Genomic DNA, 19,015 nt, shown 5'->3' on the forward strand with positions numbered 1-19,015 from the left:
ATCTAGAGTTTTATAATCTAGATAAGGGCTTTTATAGGTTAAATGAATATTTATATTTTAAGAAAATTTTGAATTTAGGCGATATATCAATTGTATGATATATCAGATGTTATGCCAATAAAAAGTATAATGTGAATGATTATGAAAGCCTAGGGATTTATAAAAATAACTATCAGAAATAACTATCAGAAATAACGTATGCTTTTTTAGCAACTAAGGAGAAGGCTCTTTTTAAAGCTTCTAGAAACACTGCTTTACCAATATCCTTGTTTCTATACTCTGGAATTGTACATACAGGTTCAACATAAGCATAATCAGTTTTTTCATTATACCATAAGCCACAGTATGCAACATATTCCCTATCTTTATTTTCTGCAACAATATGCAGGAATGGATTCAAATTCCATGCTGACAACATTATCTTTTGTCTATTCATAGTAAATTCATCAATAGGAAGAGGTCCTTGGTGGTCAAATCCTTTCCACAATACCTCATGATGTTTATATAAGTCATTTTTATATTAAGATTTTTTAGTTCTATGTCTTTAGGAGTTATAAAATCAAGGTTAAGATTATCTAGTGTAAGTTCTAGTATATTCTCAGTCTGAGAATTAGTTATAAATCCATAACTAAGTAATAACTCTATAGTGTTATTATCATCATCATTTACTGCAATACCGAGACTATTTTTATCGCTAAAAGTAGCAAGGGTATATTCTAATATATTTTTTTCTAATTCTTCAAATCCTAGTTTAGTAGCAAAAAATGCTTCACCCAAAGAGTGGTCATAGGTTGCAATACCTACTAACTCATCATCACAAAACCATAAACCAATTTTATCTATTAAGTCTTTACAAAATTCAGGGTGAAAAAACATCCACTCCCATCTTGCCCAATTCCAGTTTATATGTTTACGGTCATATTTTGATAATTCAATGAAAAATCACATACCTCATCATAATAAGAATTATGGAAATTTTTAAAAGTAACTTTCATTTTGATCCATCTCGTAAAATTAAAAAAATATAGGTTATAATAATTTTTAATTATGCAATAGATTATAGTTAGTCTACAGTTTGATTATAAGAAAATTTACAATATAATTAAATTAAATCAATATATTTACATATAATTTGATTTTATTTCTATAAAGTCTTCTGTTTTATGTAAGTATGGACTAAATTGTATTGAAGAATAAAAATCTTTACTTTTACTACTTCTTCATGATTTTCAAATATTTAAAGCTATTTGAATAAATGCATATTCTAATAATATAAAAGGTTATAGATAATTTTAATATAAAGTTAAATTATTTTTAAAAGAATATCAATAATTTATTGGTATTCTATAAATAGAAAGATTATTCTGAAAAAAGCATCACTTTATTAAATGATCCCCAAAATCTTTAAATATATTATTAGTTTGATGAAGAAGACCACCTACTTTAGTAGGTGGTTTTCTTGTAGAAACTATTGGTACTTAGTAATGTAATTGGATAACTTGTCTTAACTTACATAGAGTATTTATTAAAGTACCGGATAAAATAATAGTGCAAGGACAAGAGAAACAAACCTTGCAAAACTTCTACAAAACTAAAGATACAAGGAGGAATTCATCATGGCAAAGAAGTTAGTTCCAGAAGCAAAACAAGGTCTTGCAAACTTTAGAGCAGAGGTAGCAAGAGAAATGGGAGTACCATTTAGTGAATACAACGGAGATTTAACATCAAAGCAATGTGGTTCCGTTGGTGGAGAAATGGTTAAAAGAATGGTAGAAGCCTACGAAAAGAATCTGTAATATAAGATTTTAAATTATTAAGTAGGAATACTAAAAAATAAGGAGGAATTAATCATGGCAAAGAAATTAGTTCCAGAAGCAAAACAAGGATTAGCTAAGTTTAGAGCAGAGGTAGCAAGAGAAATGGGAGTACCATTTAGTGAATACAACGGAGACTTAACATCAAAACAATGTGGTTCTGTTGGTGGAGAAATGGTTAAAAGAATGGTAGAATCTTACGAAAAAAATTTATAAGAGTAGAAGTTTAATATTAAGGAAGGACACCACAATATGTGGTGTCCTTTTAAATTTCTTCTAAAGCCATAAAAATAACCAGAGGTAAAAAAGCTTAAATGATAATTTATGCTCACATATAACTTTTTAAGTTTTAAGAGATTTTAATAATATTGATATGAGCTTTACAATAGAAGTCTAGAGATTTTAAAGAATCAAAGAAAATCTTAAGTTTTATATAAAACTTAAATATAAATATTGATTAACAAATTATTTACATATACAATATTTACTAACAGTATAATATGATATATAATGATATACAAAGGTAAAGGTTTTTGAATAACTCTTTATGAAATATAAAATAACTAATAATGAAGTTTGGTATATAACTTAATCTAAATTTATTTTATGAATAATATATAATATGTAAGGATAAAAATATGCAAAGTAAGAGGTGTTTTTATGGTTACATTGTATCAGGTATTTTTAATAATAGGAGGAGTATATGTCTTAATTACATTAATCTTTGGAGGAGTATTTGATTTTTTTAATATTGATGGAGATTTAGGAATATCATTCCTAGGACTATTTAAACCTGTAATAATAATGTGTTTTTTATTAATGGTGGGTGGAATTGGACTCTTTGGAGAGCATAAAGGATTCAATTCAACCATAGTATTAGGAGTAGCAATTGCTATAGGAAGCATAGTAGCATACCTTATAGAAACTTTTATCTTTAAAGCTTTAAGAAAAGCAGAGAATACAAGCATTAGGTCCCAGAAGGAGTTAACTGGAACTAAAGCTACAGTAATATCTCCTATAATTAAGAATGGTTTTGGAACTATAGCTTATGTTATTGAAGGAAATATATATAATGCTCCTGCTAAAGCTATAAAAGGAGAGCGTATAGAACAAGGGGAAGAGGTGGTTATAAACAAAGTAGAAAATAGTATTTATTATGTTACATCATTAAATATTAAAGAAGAGTAATAGTTAAACAGAAAAAACTAACCTATTTGAGATGGAGTGAGGATAAATGAATTTATTTTTTAGAGTATTATTTATAATTTTTGGAGTTCTTTTTATGGAGTTTACAGTTTTTAAAAAGTCCACTACAGCAAGGAATCTTAGAACTTTAATTAATAAAAAAAGAATTACTAAGTATTTAATTACCTTTATATTAGTTATACTTTTAGTGGTTGTTAATGATGTTGTAGTAAAATCTTATGGATTTTTAAATAATATAATTTTTCAAGCTATATATTATTTAATTATTGGTTTTATCTTTAGTTTTATAGACTGGGATAGAACAAAAGTGAAGTAATTGTATGTTTTATAGTTTATGTAATTAAAGGCTAAGTATTAGGTGAAATAAATTTATTATCACCTATTATTTAATATAAAATTTTAATAAGGGGGAGAGTTTATTATGGAAAACTTTATATTACCAGGAGTTATTGCCTTAGTCATAATACTAATTTTTATAGTTATAGGCTCTATGTGGAAAAAGGTACCACAAGATAAGGCAGTAGTTGTAACTGGACTTAAAAAGAGAGTTATATCTGGAGGTGGAGGTCTTGTTATCCCTATACTAGAGCGAACAGATAAAATTTCTCTTGAAAACATGAAGATAGAAGTTAGGATAGCTAATGCACTTACAGAACAAGGTGTTGGTATAGCGGCAGATGGGGTAGCTGTTATTAAAGTTAAATCAGATCTTGAATCAGTATTAGCTGCTGTAGAACAATTTAACACAGGAAATGAAGATAAAACCATAGCTTTCATTAAGGATACTTCAAAGGATGTCTTAGAAGGTAAACTTCGTGAAATAGTATCTAAAATGACAGTGGAAGAGATATACAAGGATAGAGAAATGTTTGCATCTAGAGTCCAAGAAGTTGCAGCCATAGACTTAAATCAGATGGGACTTGAAATAAAAGCATTTACTATAAGAGATGTAGCAGATGAAAATGGATATCTAAAGGCTTTAGGTAAAGGTAGAATTGCAGAAGTTAAAAGAGATGCTGAAATTGCAGAGGCAGAGGCAAGAAAAGAAACTAACATTAAAACTTCTGATGCTTTTAGAGAAGGAGAAGCAGCTAAAATATTAGCAGAGACACAAGTAGCAGAATCTATGAAAAATAAGGATCTTAAGATTCAAGGCTATAGAAGAGAGCAAGAAGTGGTAAAAGCAGAAGCAGACCTTGCTTATGAAATTCAAGCAAATAAGGTTAAAAAAGAAGTAACTGAAACAGAGATGCTTGTTGAAATAACAAAGAAAGAAAAAGAAATAGAACTTGCAGAGCAAGAGGCATTAAGAAAAGAAAAAGAACTTGAAGCTACTATTAAAAAAGCAGCAGAAGCTGAAAAGTTCAAAAATATTCAAGAAGCTCAAGCTAAGGCAGAGGCTATGAAGCTTGAAGGACAAGCTAGAGCTGAGGCTATGAAATTAGAAGGTATGGCAAAGGTTGAGATAATAAGAGAAACAGGTAAGGCAGAAGCAGAAGCTATGATGAAAAAGGCAGAGGCATATAAGCAGTATAATGATGCAGCTATGGCGCAAATGATAATAGAAAAACTTCCAGATATAGCAAAGGCTATAGCAGAACCATTATCTAAGACAGAAAAAATAGTAATACTAGATGGTGGAAAGGGCGAAAATGGTGGAGGAGCAGCGAAGATTACTAGTTATGTAACAGACATAATGACAACTCTTCCAGAGACTGTTAAAGCAACTACAGGAATAGATTTACTTTCAATGCTTCAAAAAGCTGTAGAACCAAAGGATAATAATAAAGATAATTAAAAAATTTCTTACTAGAAATGAATATGGGATAGAAAAATATAAAAAAGATGGGTATGAAATATCCATCTTTTTTAGCTATGATAAATTCAATATATAATATAGTTATATGATATAATTTATTTATAAGTTAAATATTAATCAAATATATATAGGTGTATGAAATAACAATTAGTTAAGATTTTATAACTTTAATATAAAAATATTCTAAAGAATAATTTATTATTTAATAAAAATTTATATAAGGCTTACATTTTAAAGGTGAAATATATAAGATTTATAAAATATTATAAGGTAAGTAGGAGAAAGTAATATGTTAGAAAATTTAATAAATACGGTAGTACCAGTTATAATACATATCCTTGAGGCAATGGGGATTTTTATAATTTTTGTTGGAGCTATAAAGGCGTTTTATAAGTACATAAGAGGATTTTTTCATGAAGAAGAGATTAGTATTAAAGTAGATTTTGCCAAAGCTCTTACAGTGGCATTAGAATTTAAATTGGCAGGAGAGATACTTAAGACTGTTATAGTTAGAACCTTAGATGAAATGTATATATTAGCTGCTATAATAATTTTAAGAGCAGTTCTTGCCTTTGTTATTCACTGGGAAATAAAATCAGAGGAAACAGTTCATAAAAGTAGTGAATAAAACTATTTCTTAAATCTTTTCAAAATAATATTATATATTTAGTAGTAAATTATTTTATTAAGAGGTGAAGTATGAATAATATAGACTTTAAAGATATAAGTTCAAAAACTTGGTTTTCTCTCTTAGTAGATGGATGTTTTAAGTTCTATAGAAAATATGAAGTACTTGAAAATTATATTAAATTATTAGAAAAGGAAGATTTTCATGTTTATTCTTTCCATTGCAATGAATTTAAAGATGCAGGCGAGTTTGAAAAGGAAATAGCAATTAAAATTAATAATGGAAAACCAAAAGAGTTCGTTTTACCTAATAAAGAGGGCAATGTTCTTATACTAAAGAACTTTGAAGAATATTTTTGTAATAACTTTAAGGAAGCAATTAGCACTTTAAATTCACTGCATTTATTATCATGGATATATACTTTAGCTGGTAAAAAACTTATAGTTTTTCTAAATTCCAATGAAAATTCATTTAATGAATTTTTTAATAAAATAGATATTGTACAAATAGGTGGCATACAAAGTATTAGATGGATAGAGGGAGACGGACCTAAATTGAAAAATTCGTTATAGAAGAATTTACTTAAAAATTATATATCTAGGGGTTTTGTTTGTATAGGTATAATAGTCATCACCAAATATAGATATTAGATGTTTTTCTTCTTGTAGTATAAGTCTATGAATAAATATTATATTAATAAGGATTATAACTAAAGTTATAATATTAGGAAAAGTTAAAAATAATCCTAAGAACATTAAATCAAAGCCTACAAAAGCAGGATTCCTAGAGAAGTTATATATTCCTTTAGTTACTAATTTAGATTCAGACTTTTTATCGATGCCAACTCTCCAAGATAGTCCCATATTCACCATAGCTATAATAAATATTAATAATCCTATAAAATTTAAACCTATCCCTAAATATCTTATATTTAAATTTATATAGACAAATTTAAAAAAATTATTATTAATATTAAGATTTAAAGATTGAATAAACCATAAGGCTCCCCAAAGAAAAGTAGAAATTTTTAATGAAAATTCAGCTAAAAAAATATTTGCATCCTTACCTCTATTTCCTAATACGTTAGCTTTAATTCCATAGGATTTATATAGTATTATTAATTTTAAAGTGTAAGATAATATAAAAACTATAAAAAGAAATAAAGATATTTTATTGATAGTAGACATATAGATACCCCCTTAATACAAATACATATGAATATATGAACAATTGCTCATGTGTATTTGTATTCTATCATATTTGGTTATATATGTAAAGATATGAAACTATTGAATTTCATATACCTGGTTTTTAATGATAAAAGCCGTTAATATGTAAGTTTATTTAGTCTTAATAATAGATAAATATTTATATATTAAAATATAATCTGTGGAAATACTTAAAATCCTATGATAAAATATAAAAAGAGAACTTAGGTTCGGGGGTGATGATTTGAGAGGAGTTAAAATCCTTCATTGTGGAGACTTACATTTTGATACTCCATTTAGAGAAGGGGATAGCGATTTTAGTGAAAAAAGAAAAGAAGACTTAAGAGAAACCTTTAGTAATATACTAAATAAAGCCCTTGAAGAAAAGGTAGATTTAGTATTAATTGCTGGGGATTTTTTTGATAATATGACTCTTACAAAAACAACGTTAAATTTTATTCAGAGAAAATTAGAGGAGGTAAAACCTCTTAAAATATTTATATCTCCAGGAAACCATGATCCTTATAATGAAAAATCTTTATATTCTTTAATTAATTGGCCTTCAAATGTACATATATTCAAAGAAGAAATAGAAAAAATATATCTTAAAGAGCTAAATGTTAATATTTTTGGCATAGGATTTAAAGAAAATCATATAAAAGAATCCTTACTTAAGGAGTTTAATAATAAATATGATTTAAAGAATTCTAAGGAAATAAATCTAATGGTAATTCATGGAGAGATAGCTAAAGGAGAGGAGAGTAATAATTATAATCCTATAACTCTTAAGGAAATAGGAAATAGTTATTTAAATTACATAGCTCTTGGACATAGACATAGTTTTTCAGAAATACAAAGGGAAAAAAGCACTTATTATGCCTATAGTGGAAATCCTGAAGGGCGTGGATTTCATGAGACAGGGGATAAGGGAATTATAATTGGGTATGTGTATAAGGATTATGTAGATCTTAATTTTATAGATATATGCAAAAGAAGGTATGAGATTTTAGAGATTAATATAGAAGGAGTAAAGGATTATGAAGCTATAGAAAGTCTTATTCTTAAGGAAATAAGTAAGGAAGATAGTCTTAAAAATCTTTACAGAATTATATTAAAGGGAGAGATAAAGGATGACTTTATTATAAATAAGGACTTACTAGAAGAGAAGCTAAGTTCTAAATTTTATTATGTAAAAGTTCAGGATAAAACTATCTTATCTATAGATTATGAGAGTCTATCTAAGGAAATTTCTATAAAAGGAATATATGCAAGAAGAATGTTAGATTTAATAGATAAGGAAGAGGATAAAGTAAAAAAACATAAGCTTTATGAGGCATTGAAAATTGGAATCCAAAGCTTAACTGAAAGAGAGGTTACAATTCAATGAGAATAAAAAGCCTTAATATAGGTGCTTTTGGAAAAATAAAAAATAAAAAAATAGATTTAGATCCTGGATTTAATATAATTTATGGAGAAAATGAAAAAGGAAAAAGTACTATTCAAGGGTTTATAAGAGTTATTCTCTATGGTATGACTTTAAATAAGAAAAATCTAAAGGACAATGATAGAAAAAGATTCTATCCATGGACAGGGGAAAAGCCTTATGGTGAGATGGCTATAATTCACCAGGATGAAGAGATTATAATAAAAAGAACCTTCGGAACTACTAAAAGAGAAGACACAACAGATATTATCAATAGCATAACAGGAGAAAAGATTCAAATAGATAAAATTCAGCCAGGAAAAAACTTAATTGGACTATCAATTGGAGGTTTTATAAAAACCCTATTTATAAAGCAACTTGGAAGTGAGATAACTAAGGAAAAGGAAGAAGAGATAATGCATAAATTATCTAGTCTTGAAACTTTAAGTCATGATGATGTATCCTATGACAAAGCAATAGGTATTTTAGAAGATTATAAGAAGCTTTGGTCAACTCAAAGAAAAGGCGGAAAACTTAGGGAACTTTATGAAAACATTGAGAGTCTAAATGATGAATATAAAGAAGCTATTTTATTAACAGAGGCAAATCTTAATGATAGTTTAAAATTAAATTCTCTTAAGGAAGGCAAAAGTCTTATATTAAAGGATATAAAAGCTTTAGAACTTTATAGAAAGCATATGAAAAAAATAAAGCTAAATAGTGAGTATAAGGAAATAATAAAATATCTTAGAAAGACTAAGGAGCTTAAAAGTCTTAAAGAAAGGTTTAATGAAGGGATTCATGGAGAGGATAATCTGTTAACTGAAGAGTTTATGGATGACTTATGGAAAGAATACTATGCTATGAAGGAACTAAGTCCTATAATAAAGGAATATGATGATGAAATTCAAGATCTTAATTTAAGAAAAGAAGAATATAAAGAGGAATTAGAAGGATTTCCAGGCTTTTCATCCTTAGAGGAGGATGCCTATAAAAAGGTACTAAAACTTTTAGAAGAAAGAAGTCATCTTAAGGATAGGTATAATAAATATAAGGAAATTGAAGAGGACGTTATAAATATAGAAAATAATATAGAAAAGATAAATAAAACTATAGAGGAAATAAAAGAAATAGAACCATTAAGAAACAGAATAGAGGAAACCTTTAGTGAGTACGAAGAAAAGCTAAAGGAACTAAAATTCTTTCTAAATAATAATCCTATAGATTACGAACTTTTAAAGAAAGAAGCCCTTATAAAAGAAGAAATAAAAAGTAGAACTATTATTGTAGCATTAAGTGTTAGCTTAATTTTTGGAGGGGTTTTATCTTTAATATTATTTTCAAAACCTGTTGGAGTAATAATACTTTTAGTAGGCCTTATACTACTAGGGTACTTCCTAAAAGAGAAGAATTCCTTAAGTATTTATGAAGGAAGGCTTATAGAGGAGAAGAAAAAGCAGGAGAGATTACATATAATAAATGAAGACATTAAAGAAATAGAAGAGGAGTTAAAGGATATTTCTAATAGGCTTTCAGTAAAGGAATATAGAGAAATATATATACTCCTTAAAAAATATGATGATTTTTTAGTGAAAAAATCTAGGCTAAAGGAAATACTTCAGGATAAGTTAATACTTCTTAATGATTATGATGTGCAAGAGGAAATAAATAAAAATAATAAATTTTTAGAGTTTATCTTAAATCATACATCTTGTGCTAGTGAAGAAGAATTCTTTAAAAGCTATGAAAAGTTTAATTTTTTCTATAAGAATTATGAGGAAGTAGACAAGGAAATTAAGGAGAAAAATTCTTACTTAAACTCCCTAAAAGAAACCTTCAATAAAAAAAGTGAGAGTTTACAATTAAAGCTTGAATCCCTAAATAAAGCTCACATTCCTTTGGAGAATATAGAGGAAGAAATTAAAGATCTTAGTGAAAAGTTAAAAATGAAAAGGTCCTTAGAGATAGAGTTAAATCAGGTAGAATCTAGTTATAAACTATTATTAAAAGATAGGGACATTGAGGGGATTAAAAATGAAATAGAAGATATAGCAGAAGAGGAAGCAATGAGTTTTGATTTTAATAATGAGGAAGAACTTGAAGACACCTATAAGAGGAAGAACTTAGAACTTCTCAATATAGAGAAGGAATTAAAGGACGTTGAAAATAGTATAAATAATAGATTTCTAAATAAAAGAGACACGTGGAAGATAATGCAGGATATAGAGTTTGTAAAAGAAGAAATAGGAAAGGGAGAAGAATTTTTAGAAGTCCTTGATTTAGCCCTTGAAAACTTAAAAGAATCTTTTAAGGAAGTTCAAAAGACCTTTGGGCCCATACTTAATTCTAAGGTATCAAATATATTTAATAGTGTAACCCTAGGTTCTTATAATGAGGTAAAGGTAGGGGAAGACTATTCAATGATAACTAGAGATAAGGAATTAAGTACTCTGGTAAGTAAAGATTCCTTAAGCAGTGGAACAGAGGATCAACTATATTTTTCTTTAAGACTTGCTTTAGTAGATATGTTATTTAGTAGAGAGGAGATGGTTCCTATTATTTTAGATGAGGCTTTTATTCAGTATGATGATTTAAGACTTAAAAACACTCTTAAGGTTTTATATGAATACTCTTCCTATAAGCAAATAATATTATTTACTTGTCAGAAAAGAGAAATAGAATTAATTAAAGAGATTGGAGAAGCTAAAATAATAGATATTTAAAGTTAAAGTTTTGGTTACATTAAATGGTTAAAAAGGAAAAAAGACATAAAATGGTTAAGTCTTTTGAAGGTATGTGATAAAATATATAATATATATTTTATGTAAATTTAAAACTTATATTGGAGGATAAAATGAAGAGTGAGAGTTATAGAAAAAGAATAGCCTCTTATAATAAGCTTATAGAAAGCTTAGATAAAACTATAAATATTTTTAGCTATGGAAGATTGGTAGTTTTTATAGTAGCTGCTATAAGTGCTATAGTATTATTTTTAAAAAGGCAAGGAAGCCTATTTATATTTTCATTAATTGCATCCTTATTGGTATTTTTAATATTGGTACACTTTCATAGCAAGTATTTTAATAAGAAAAAAGAAGTAGAAGCCTTAAGGGATATTAGTGATATAAATTTTAAGAGAATAGAGGGTAAATATATAGAGTTTAAAGATTTAGGAGAAGAATTTAAGGAGGAGGAACATCCTTATTTAGATGACCTTGATATCTTTGGAAAAGGATCCCTTTATCAATTTCTATCTATGGCTATGACTCCTAAGGGGAGAGAATGTTTAGGAAAGTCCCTTAAAGGGGAAGGAAATCTTAGTAAAGATGAATTATTAAAAAAACAAAAAGGTATTTTAGAACTTTCTAAAGCTAATATGTTTAGGGAAAGACTCCATGGAAAGGCAAGAGTATATGAGGAGAGATTAAAGCATTATAAAGACTTAATTGACTTTGGGAATAGTCCTTCAGAAGAATTAATTAAGGGTAGTACCATAGTTTTAGCATTTATAAGTGGAGTTACAATTATAAGCTTTATATTAGGTTTTGGACTAAAAAAAATACCTTACTTTGTTCCTGAGCTTCTTCTTATTTTACAACTTTTAATACTTCAAATAAATAAGAAAAAAAGACAAGAGATTTTTTCCATAATTGGAGAGCAAAACAAAAGTCTTTATGCTTATAAAGAAATAATAAAGCTTATAGAAAGAAGAAACTATAAAAGTGAAATTTTAAAAGAGTATAAGGAAGGACTAAAATCTAATAATAAGTCTATGTATGAAGGAATGAATGAACTTTATAATGTATCTGAATCCTTAAAGAATAGACAAAATGCTGTTTATTTAGTTTTAAATGCTTTTTTACTTTTAGATTATCATTATTACATTAAACTAAATAATATAAAAAAGGAATATGGTAAAAATCTAGAAAAGGCATTGGGAATAATAGGACATTTTGAGGAGCTTAGTTGTTACACCTCTTTAATAAGTGACTTACAAGGATATTCTATGGCAAGTTTTACTGAGGAGAGAACACTAAGGGGTGAAAATATAGCTCATCCTTTAATAGGGGAAAAGGCAGTAGAAAATTATATAAATTTAAATAATAAAAGTGCTCTTTGGCTTATAACAGGATCAAATATGTCAGGAAAAAGTACCTATTTAAGGACAATAGGTATAAATTTAGTTTTAGCTTATTCAGGAGCACCAGTACGTTCAGACAATTTTATTTGTAGTAAGATGAATATATACACCTGTATGAGAACAGGAGATAATTTAGAAAAGAGCATATCTTCTTTTTATGCAGAAATATTAAAGGTAAAAAGGGTAGTGGAAGCTTGTAAAAGGGGAGAAGAAGTGTTTTTCCTTTTAGATGAGATATTCAAAGGAACTAACTCAAAGGATAGACATAAGGGAGCAGAAATTCTTATAAGTCAGCTTATAAAAGAGAAAACTCTAGGACTTGTTTCCACCCATGATCTTGAACTTTCAGCTATGGAAAATATAAATCCAAGGATTAAAAATTATAATTTTAGAGAATACTTTGAGAATAACGAGATAAAGTTTGATTATAAACTAAGAAGTGGAGTATCTCAAACTCAAAATGCCCTGTATTTAATGAAAATGGCAGGGATTGAGATAGAGTAAAAACTGGAGGTAAACGTCTTGGGTAGTATAGTTAGTAAATATATAACTGTCATAACTATTCTTTTATGCATTTTTGCTATTGTAAGAATAGTTATAAAAGTTAATTGCCTTAGGAGGGAAGAAGAAGGGGAAGAGAAAAATAATAAGAACATAGCTTTAATATATGTTTTATTTATAGAAATTCTATGTCTTATAGTATCCTTCATAAATTTATTTTTTTGGAAAAATATTATAATATCTATATCTCTTCTTATACTTTCCTTAGCGATGCAATATGATAAGATAATATATATATTATGCCATGATGAAAATAAATTATAATATTACTATGGTAATTATAGTTGACAGAAATAAAAACCCTAGGTATAATTCACTTATTAGAAATCACAGTAGTTTATATAATCATATTAAGAAGTATAGTAGTTTTTAAAATAATATGATTAAGTAGTAGAAGGAAGCTAGTGGTGCATTAGCTTAGAAGTATAGTAGAGTAGAACAGCAGTACAGTAGTTTTAAATTTAGATTTTTGTAACAATATTATAAGTTAGTAATATATTAAGTTATAATATTAAAAAAAATTTTATAAGGAAATTTTTACTATAGATATAGGATAAAAATCTATAGTAAAGTTAAAATTATAAAAAATAGTAGTACAGTAGTTAAGTAGGAGATATGATTTAAGTAGATAGGTATTTTGCGTTTAATTACGTTTAAAATAGCCCTCTCCATATAACTAATGGGGAGGGCTTTTGTGTTTTAATCTAAATATACACCTTCTTAAACTTTTAATAAGATGAAAAATTATAATAGTGAGTTCTAATACTAAATACCAGGTTTTAATTAATAGAAAAGAAACAAGGTTAAAACCTTGTTTTAATATACCATATATAAAATAAAAATAAATATTAGGAGGACGGTAGTATGGTAGGGAAAAAATCAATTTTATTAGTAAGTTCAATTCTAGTGAGCATGTCTTTATTTTCAGCATGTACAAAGGGAGGCAATAAAGCCTTAGGTAATGATAAGAAGGTGAATATTGGGATAACACAAATAGCATCTCATCCTGCTTTGGATTTAGCTAGGGAAGGCTTCATAGAAGCTTTAAATTCTAAGGGATTTAAAGAGGGTGATAATCTTAATTTAGAGGTACAAAATGCAGAAGGGGATATTGCCACTTCTCAGATGATAGCCCAAGGTTTTGTATCAAATAATAAGGATTTAGTATTTGCTATTGCAACCCCAGCGGCCCAAGCTGTTTTTAATGCAACAAAGGATATTCCAATTATCACTACAGCTGTAACAGATGCAGTTAAATCAGGTCTTGTGAAATCTAAGGATAAATCAGGAACAAATGTTGCAGGTACTAGTGATGCAGTGCCTATAGACAAGCAACTAGAGCTTGTAAAAAAGATATTTAAAGATGTAAAAACCATAGGAGTTTTATACAATACTAGTGAAGTAAACTCTGAAGTTCAAATAGATAATTTAAAAGAATTAGCTAAAGGCATGGATATAGAAGTTATTACAAGAGGAATAAATAGCGTAAATGATATAAGTCAAGGTTTAGATACAATTTTAGACAAGGTAGATTTACTATACACTCCAGCAGATAATATGGTAGCTTCATCTATGCCATTAATAGCTTCAAAAGCATTAGAGAAAAAGGTTCCAGTGATAGGAGCAGAAGAAGCTCATGTTAAAGGAGGAGCTCTAATTACAGAAGGAGTTAACTACAAAAAACTTGGGTTTGAGGCAGGACTTATGGCGGTAGAAGTCATAGAAGGAAAAGATATAAAAGATATGGCAATAAAAAACTCAGAGGATACAGAGCTTGTTATAAATGAGGATACCTTAAATAAGCTCTCAATAAATATACCAGAGGATATAATGAAAAAAGCAAAACTTATAAAGGGGGGGAAATAATATGACCTTCTTTATGGGAGTTTTAGAACAGGGGCTTATTTTTGCCATAGGAGCTTTAGGGGTATATATAACCTATAGTATATTGGATTTTCCAGATCTATCTGTAGATGGAACCTTTAGTTTAGGAGCAGCAATTACTGTTTCTTTAATTTTAAAGGATGTAAATCCAGCACTATCTTTAGTTATTGCCTTTATAGGAGGAGCACTTGGAGGGTTAGTCACTGGAATACTTCATGTTAAATTTAAAATAACTAATCTTTTATCAGGAATTTTAGTTATGATAGGACTATACTCAGTAAACTTAAGAGTAATGGGTAAGGCTAACTTACCAATATTTAATAAAAAAAATATCTTTTCAATTAATATAGAAATGGTAGTAATTTTAGCTCTAATAATTTTAGCTTTAAAGATATTTATGGATATATTATTTAAGACTAAATTTGGCTTTATATTAAAGGCCACTGGAGATAATGATACCCTAGTTACTTCTCTTGGAGTAAATAAGGGGACAATAAAAATATTTGGTCTTATGATATCTAATGGACTTGTAGCCCTAAGTGGGGCGGTAATGGCACAATACCAAAGATTTTCAGATATATCTATGGGAAATGGATTTATAGTTATAGCATTAGCTTCAATAATACTTGGACAATCTATATTTAAAAGAGAAAAATTATTAAAAAGCACTACAGTGGTTATAATTGGTGCAATTTTATATAAGCTAAGTGTAGGAATTGCCTTAAGTTTAGGATTTCCACCTACAGATTTAAAGCTTATAACATCCCTCATAGTTGTCATAGCTATAGTTATGAATAATAATTCTTTATTGAATAAAGTAAAAGTTTCTTTAAGGAAAAGGGGGAGTTTAAATGCTTAATATAAAATCTATAAATAAAAATTTTAACAAGGAAACCTTAAATGAAGTAACGATTTTTAATAATTTTAGTTTAGAAATAAATAAAGGTGATTTTATAACTATTGTAGGAAGTAATGGAGCGGGAAAATCAACACTTTTAAATATAATCTCAGGATCTTTAGATGTAGACTCTGGAAATATAATTTTAGAAGGAAAGGATATAACTAGATTAAAGGAGCATAAACGATCAAAGTTTATAGCTAGGGTATTCCAAGATCCAACAAAGGGAACATCTCCATCTATGACTATTTTGGAGAACTTATCTCTAGCAGATAATAAAGGGAAAAGCTTTGGATTTTCTCTAGGAGTTAATAAAAAGAAATTAGAAGAGTTTAAGGATCAGCTTTCCATATTAAATTTAGGACTTGAGGATAAGATTAATACAAAAGTAGGTATGTTATCAGGAGGGCAAAGACAAGCACTTTCTTTGCTTATGGCTACATTAAAAACTCCACAGGTTCTACTTTTAGATGAGCATACAGCAGCTTTAGATCCTAAAACTTCAGAAAATATTATAGAGCTTACGGATAAAATAGTTAAAGAAAAGAAAATTACAACTGTTATGATAACTCATAATTTAAATCATGCTATAGTATTTGGAAATAGGCTTCTTATGATGCATAGAGGAGAGAAAATCCTTGATATAGGAGAGAGAGATAAGAAGGTATTAACAAAAAATGCCCTTGTAGAAGAGTTTAATAAAATCACATTTAAAGAGGATTTATCTGATAGGGTAATGTTTGCATAATAATAATAATAATTTTAGAGTTCATTAAAACTTTAGGGTATCTAGAACTGCCTATAAGTTTTAATGAACTTTAATTTTATCATGTTAAAATATAAGAGTTAATAAAGCTTATGTAAGTATTAATATGATATAATTTTTTTATAAAATTATTATAAAACTTAGGAGTTTTAAGTATGAGAATTTTGTTTAGATTTTTACTTAATAATATAATTGAAAAAAAGCTAAGAGTTTTTCTTATAGTAATTACTGTGGCAGTTGCTACAGCTATGTGTTTTGCCTCCCTAGGGGTTTCATCCTCTTATTCAGAAATGGTTAAAGAGAGAATGAAGTCCAAAATAGGAGAAGCAAATATAATAATCCTTGGAAATAATAAGGGGATGAATTCTATTTTAGATAGGGATAAAGTTAATGAAGCTACTAATAACTATAAGAGAGCACTAATTTTTGATGGGGAAGGAACTTATGAGAATAAAGATGATATAGTAAAAATAAATATTAAGGCAACAGATTTAGAGGACTTAAATTATATAAATCCTATTATTTTAAGTAATGAAAGTAAGGGATTTAATTTGAAGGATATACAAGATAACAAGGTTGTAGTATCAAAGAAGTTTAGTGAGAAAAATAATTTAAAGTTAGGAGATAAATTAACTGTAACTACAGAGAAAAAACAAATATTCTTAGAGGTTGGTGCAATTGCTATAAATAAGGGGTTTCTATCAGAGGATCCAGGGGAAGCTACTTTAGTTATGGATAACCATGGACTTAGTAAAGCTTTAGATAGACCTAGTATTATAACATCAACCTTAATTGATGCTAAGGATAAGAATGTTAATGAGGTTATAAAAGAATTAAAAGAAGACCTTAAGGAATATGAAATATTAGAAACTATAAGTAAAGAAAGTTTAGATAATATGGTAAGCCAGTTTACACTACCTTTTTATATAATGCTAATAGTGGTATTTTTAATGGCTGGTTTTATAATTTTTTCTGCTTATAAGGTTATAATACTTGAAAGAATGGCAGTCATAGGAACTCTTAGAAGTATAGGGGCTACAAAGCTTTCAACTGATTTAATAATGCTCATTGAAAGCTTTATATATGGAACATTAGGTGGAATACTAGGTAATGCACTAGGAATTCCAATACTTTATTATTTAGCAGATTCATCTAATCAATTTAAACAATATGGTGTAGAGACAATAGTTAATATAGATAAATTTAATTTTTTAATTGCTTTTTTATTAGCATTATTTTTATGTATAATAAGCTCTGTTATCCCTATAATAAGCGCATCAAAGCTTTATCTTAAGGATATAATTCTTGGAACCTTTAGTCAAAATTCAAAAACTAATTTTGGAAAACTTATAGTAGGATTAGTATTAACCATACTACCTTATATCTATATACAAAAATATAGATGGACAGGGAGCTTTATTTTATCTATATTAGGAGCTTTTTCAATTTTTATAGGAATGATTTTTCTATGTTCGTATATAATAAGAATTTTTTATTATATTTTTAAAGAAATATATAGATTTATATTTGGAAATGAAGGAGTTATAGCCCTTGAAAATATAAGTAAATCTAAGGTCTTAATAAATAATTGTGCCCTTCTTATATGCACCTTGGCTGCAGTTGTTGCTATATATGTGGCATCTTTTAGTGTAAATAAACTTATAGTAAGTGGGTATTCAAATTTACATTATGATGCTCAGGTTAAAAACCCTAAGAATAGAGAAGTTATAGATAAAATTAAGGAGCTAGAGTATATAAAAAATACTTATGAAGAACTTAATCTAAATGAGATAGATGTTAAGGGTAAAGATTTTAAAATAAAATCCCTTCAAGGAATAGAAAAAGAAAAATTTAAAGAATTCTATTCTAATGTAAATATATATGACAATAGTAACAAGGATAAAGAAGAGATTTTAGAGGAATTAGATAAAGATAGCAACATAATAGTGAGTCATTTACTCTCTAAAAAGCAAGGATTAGAGATTGGAGAGAGTATAAGCCTAAAAATAGGAGAAGAGTACAGGGATTATAAAATTACTGGGTTTGCAGAATCAGAGTTTATTGATAACTCCCAAGGAGCATTAGTATCCTTAGAAAATCTTAAAAAAGATTATAATAAAGAGGTTGGAAATACTCTCAAAATACAAGGGAATATTAAGGATCTAAGTAAGACATTAAAAAAAGACTTAAAGGATTATGGTATATCGATTAGTGAAAAAAGTGAGGACTTAAAAAATAATATAGAGGCTAATAGAGGAATTATGAAATCCCTTGAAAGTTTTTCTCTTATGTCTTTAGTAATAGGATCCCTAGGAATGATGAACAATTTTATGGTAAGTTTCATATATAGAAAGAGGGAATTCTCCGTACTTGCTTCAGTTGGTATGAGTAAATATCAAAGAGGAAAGTTAATCCTAATAGAGGGAATTACTATTGGATTAATAGGAGGACTTTTAGGAGTATTAGAAGGAGTATATATTTCAAAGTTTATAGGAGAAATAACCTATTCATTAGATACTTACATAACCATTTCTTATCCAATAAAGCTTATTGTAGCCTTAGGAATATTAGGAGCTCTGCTAGTTATAATAGCCTCATTAATCCCTATGGTTAAGTCTTCAAAATTATCTATAGTAGAAGAAATAAAATATGAGTAGGGGGAGCCAG

At 27.7% G+C, this 19,015-nt stretch carries 18 protein-coding genes; 15 read left to right on the forward strand and 3 right to left on the reverse strand.

Annotation, left to right across the window (positions count from 1 at the left end; all coding sequences use genetic code 11):
• Positions 1–172 precede the first annotated feature (172 nt).
• On the reverse strand, positions 173–487 hold the full coding sequence (locus BR69_RS21575) for a GNAT family N-acetyltransferase (RefSeq protein WP_150112280.1): 315 nt from the start codon (positions 485–487) through the stop codon (positions 173–175).
• Positions 433–876, reverse strand: a complete 444-nt coding sequence (locus BR69_RS20570) for a hypothetical protein (protein WP_084315490.1) — start codon at positions 874–876, stop codon at positions 433–435. Before BR69_RS20570 ends, BR69_RS21575 begins: the two co-directional genes overlap by 55 nt.
• 740 nt (positions 877–1,616) lie before the next feature.
• Here BR69_RS20570 and BR69_RS0113530 point away from each other — a divergent pair.
• The 7 genes from BR69_RS0113530 to BR69_RS0113560 all read left to right on the forward strand — a co-directional run bounded on the left by BR69_RS0113530 (position 1,617) and on the right by BR69_RS0113560 (position 6,039).
• Positions 1,617–1,796, forward strand: coding sequence for an alpha/beta-type small acid-soluble spore protein (locus BR69_RS0113530; RefSeq protein WP_027633648.1), 180 nt, complete (start codon positions 1,617–1,619; stop codon positions 1,794–1,796).
• Between the two features lie 54 nt (positions 1,797–1,850).
• Entirely contained in the window at positions 1,851–2,030 is a 180-nt protein-coding gene (locus tag BR69_RS0113535) for an alpha/beta-type small acid-soluble spore protein (protein WP_027633649.1), read from the forward strand.
• A 444-nt stretch (positions 2,031–2,474) separates the two neighbouring features.
• Positions 2,475–3,002, forward strand: a complete 528-nt coding sequence (locus BR69_RS0113540) for an NfeD family membrane protein (RefSeq protein ID WP_027633650.1) — start codon at positions 2,475–2,477, stop codon at positions 3,000–3,002.
• A 46-nt stretch (positions 3,003–3,048) separates the two neighbouring features.
• Positions 3,049–3,336: a hypothetical protein gene (locus BR69_RS0113545; protein ID WP_027633651.1), complete on the forward strand. Its 288-nt coding sequence runs from the start codon at positions 3,049–3,051 to the stop codon at positions 3,334–3,336.
• A gap of 105 nt (positions 3,337–3,441) precedes the next feature.
• Positions 3,442–4,818 carry a flotillin family protein gene (locus BR69_RS0113550; RefSeq protein ID WP_027633652.1) on the forward strand — a complete coding sequence of 459 codons (1,377 nt, stop codon included), beginning with the start codon at positions 3,442–3,444 and terminating at the stop codon, positions 4,816–4,818.
• 310 nt (positions 4,819–5,128) lie between these two features.
• Positions 5,129–5,467: a DUF1622 domain-containing protein gene (locus BR69_RS0113555; RefSeq protein WP_027633653.1), complete on the forward strand. Its 339-nt coding sequence runs from the start codon at positions 5,129–5,131 to the stop codon at positions 5,465–5,467.
• A 71-nt stretch (positions 5,468–5,538) separates the two neighbouring features.
• Positions 5,539–6,039: a hypothetical protein gene (locus BR69_RS0113560; RefSeq protein ID WP_027633654.1), complete on the forward strand. Its 501-nt coding sequence runs from the start codon at positions 5,539–5,541 to the stop codon at positions 6,037–6,039.
• A 6-nt stretch (positions 6,040–6,045) separates the two neighbouring features.
• Here BR69_RS0113560 and BR69_RS0113565 read toward each other — a convergent pair whose 3' ends face one another.
• On the reverse strand, positions 6,046–6,654 hold the full coding sequence (locus tag BR69_RS0113565; RefSeq protein WP_027633655.1) for a methyltransferase family protein: 609 nt from the start codon (positions 6,652–6,654) through the stop codon (positions 6,046–6,048).
• Positions 6,655–6,919: 265 nt separating this feature from the next.
• Here BR69_RS0113565 and BR69_RS0113570 point away from each other — a divergent pair, with 265 nt between their 5' ends.
• From BR69_RS0113570 to BR69_RS0113605, 8 genes are all read left to right on the forward strand, one after another.
• Positions 6,920–8,062: a metallophosphoesterase family protein gene (locus tag BR69_RS0113570; RefSeq protein ID WP_027633656.1), complete on the forward strand. Its 1,143-nt coding sequence runs from the start codon at positions 6,920–6,922 to the stop codon at positions 8,060–8,062.
• Complete coding sequence (locus tag BR69_RS0113575; protein WP_027633657.1) at positions 8,059–10,821, forward strand: ATP-binding protein; 2,763 nt, start codon at positions 8,059–8,061, stop codon at positions 10,819–10,821. Before BR69_RS0113570 ends, BR69_RS0113575 begins: the two co-directional genes overlap by 4 nt.
• A gap of 131 nt (positions 10,822–10,952) precedes the next feature.
• Positions 10,953–12,743 carry a MutS family DNA mismatch repair protein gene (locus BR69_RS0113580; protein WP_027633658.1) on the forward strand — a complete coding sequence of 597 codons (1,791 nt, stop codon included), beginning with the start codon at positions 10,953–10,955 and terminating at the stop codon, positions 12,741–12,743.
• 18 nt (positions 12,744–12,761) lie between these two features.
• Positions 12,762–13,064 (forward strand): hypothetical protein, encoded by a 303-nt coding sequence (locus tag BR69_RS0113585; protein ID WP_027633659.1) that lies wholly within the window; start codon positions 12,762–12,764, stop codon positions 13,062–13,064.
• A 600-nt stretch (positions 13,065–13,664) separates the two neighbouring features.
• On the forward strand, positions 13,665–14,666 hold the full coding sequence (locus tag BR69_RS0113590; RefSeq protein ID WP_027633660.1) for an ABC transporter substrate-binding protein: 1,002 nt from the start codon (positions 13,665–13,667) through the stop codon (positions 14,664–14,666).
• A 1-nt stretch (position 14,667) separates the two neighbouring features.
• Positions 14,668–15,543, forward strand: coding sequence for an ABC transporter permease (locus BR69_RS0113595; protein WP_027633661.1), 876 nt, complete (start codon positions 14,668–14,670; stop codon positions 15,541–15,543).
• On the forward strand, positions 15,536–16,330 hold the full coding sequence (locus BR69_RS0113600) for an ABC transporter ATP-binding protein (protein WP_027633662.1): 795 nt from the start codon (positions 15,536–15,538) through the stop codon (positions 16,328–16,330). Before BR69_RS0113595 ends, BR69_RS0113600 begins: the two co-directional genes overlap by 8 nt.
• A 173-nt stretch (positions 16,331–16,503) precedes the next feature.
• Positions 16,504–19,005 (forward strand): ABC transporter permease, encoded by a 2,502-nt coding sequence (locus BR69_RS0113605; protein WP_027633663.1) that lies wholly within the window; start codon positions 16,504–16,506, stop codon positions 19,003–19,005.
• Positions 19,006–19,015 lie beyond the last annotated feature (10 nt).

The sequence above is a fragment of the Clostridium hydrogeniformans DSM 21757 genome, from assembly GCF_000686705.1.
Taxonomy (GTDB): domain Bacteria; phylum Bacillota; class Clostridia; order Clostridiales; family Clostridiaceae; genus Clostridium_Z; species Clostridium_Z hydrogeniformans.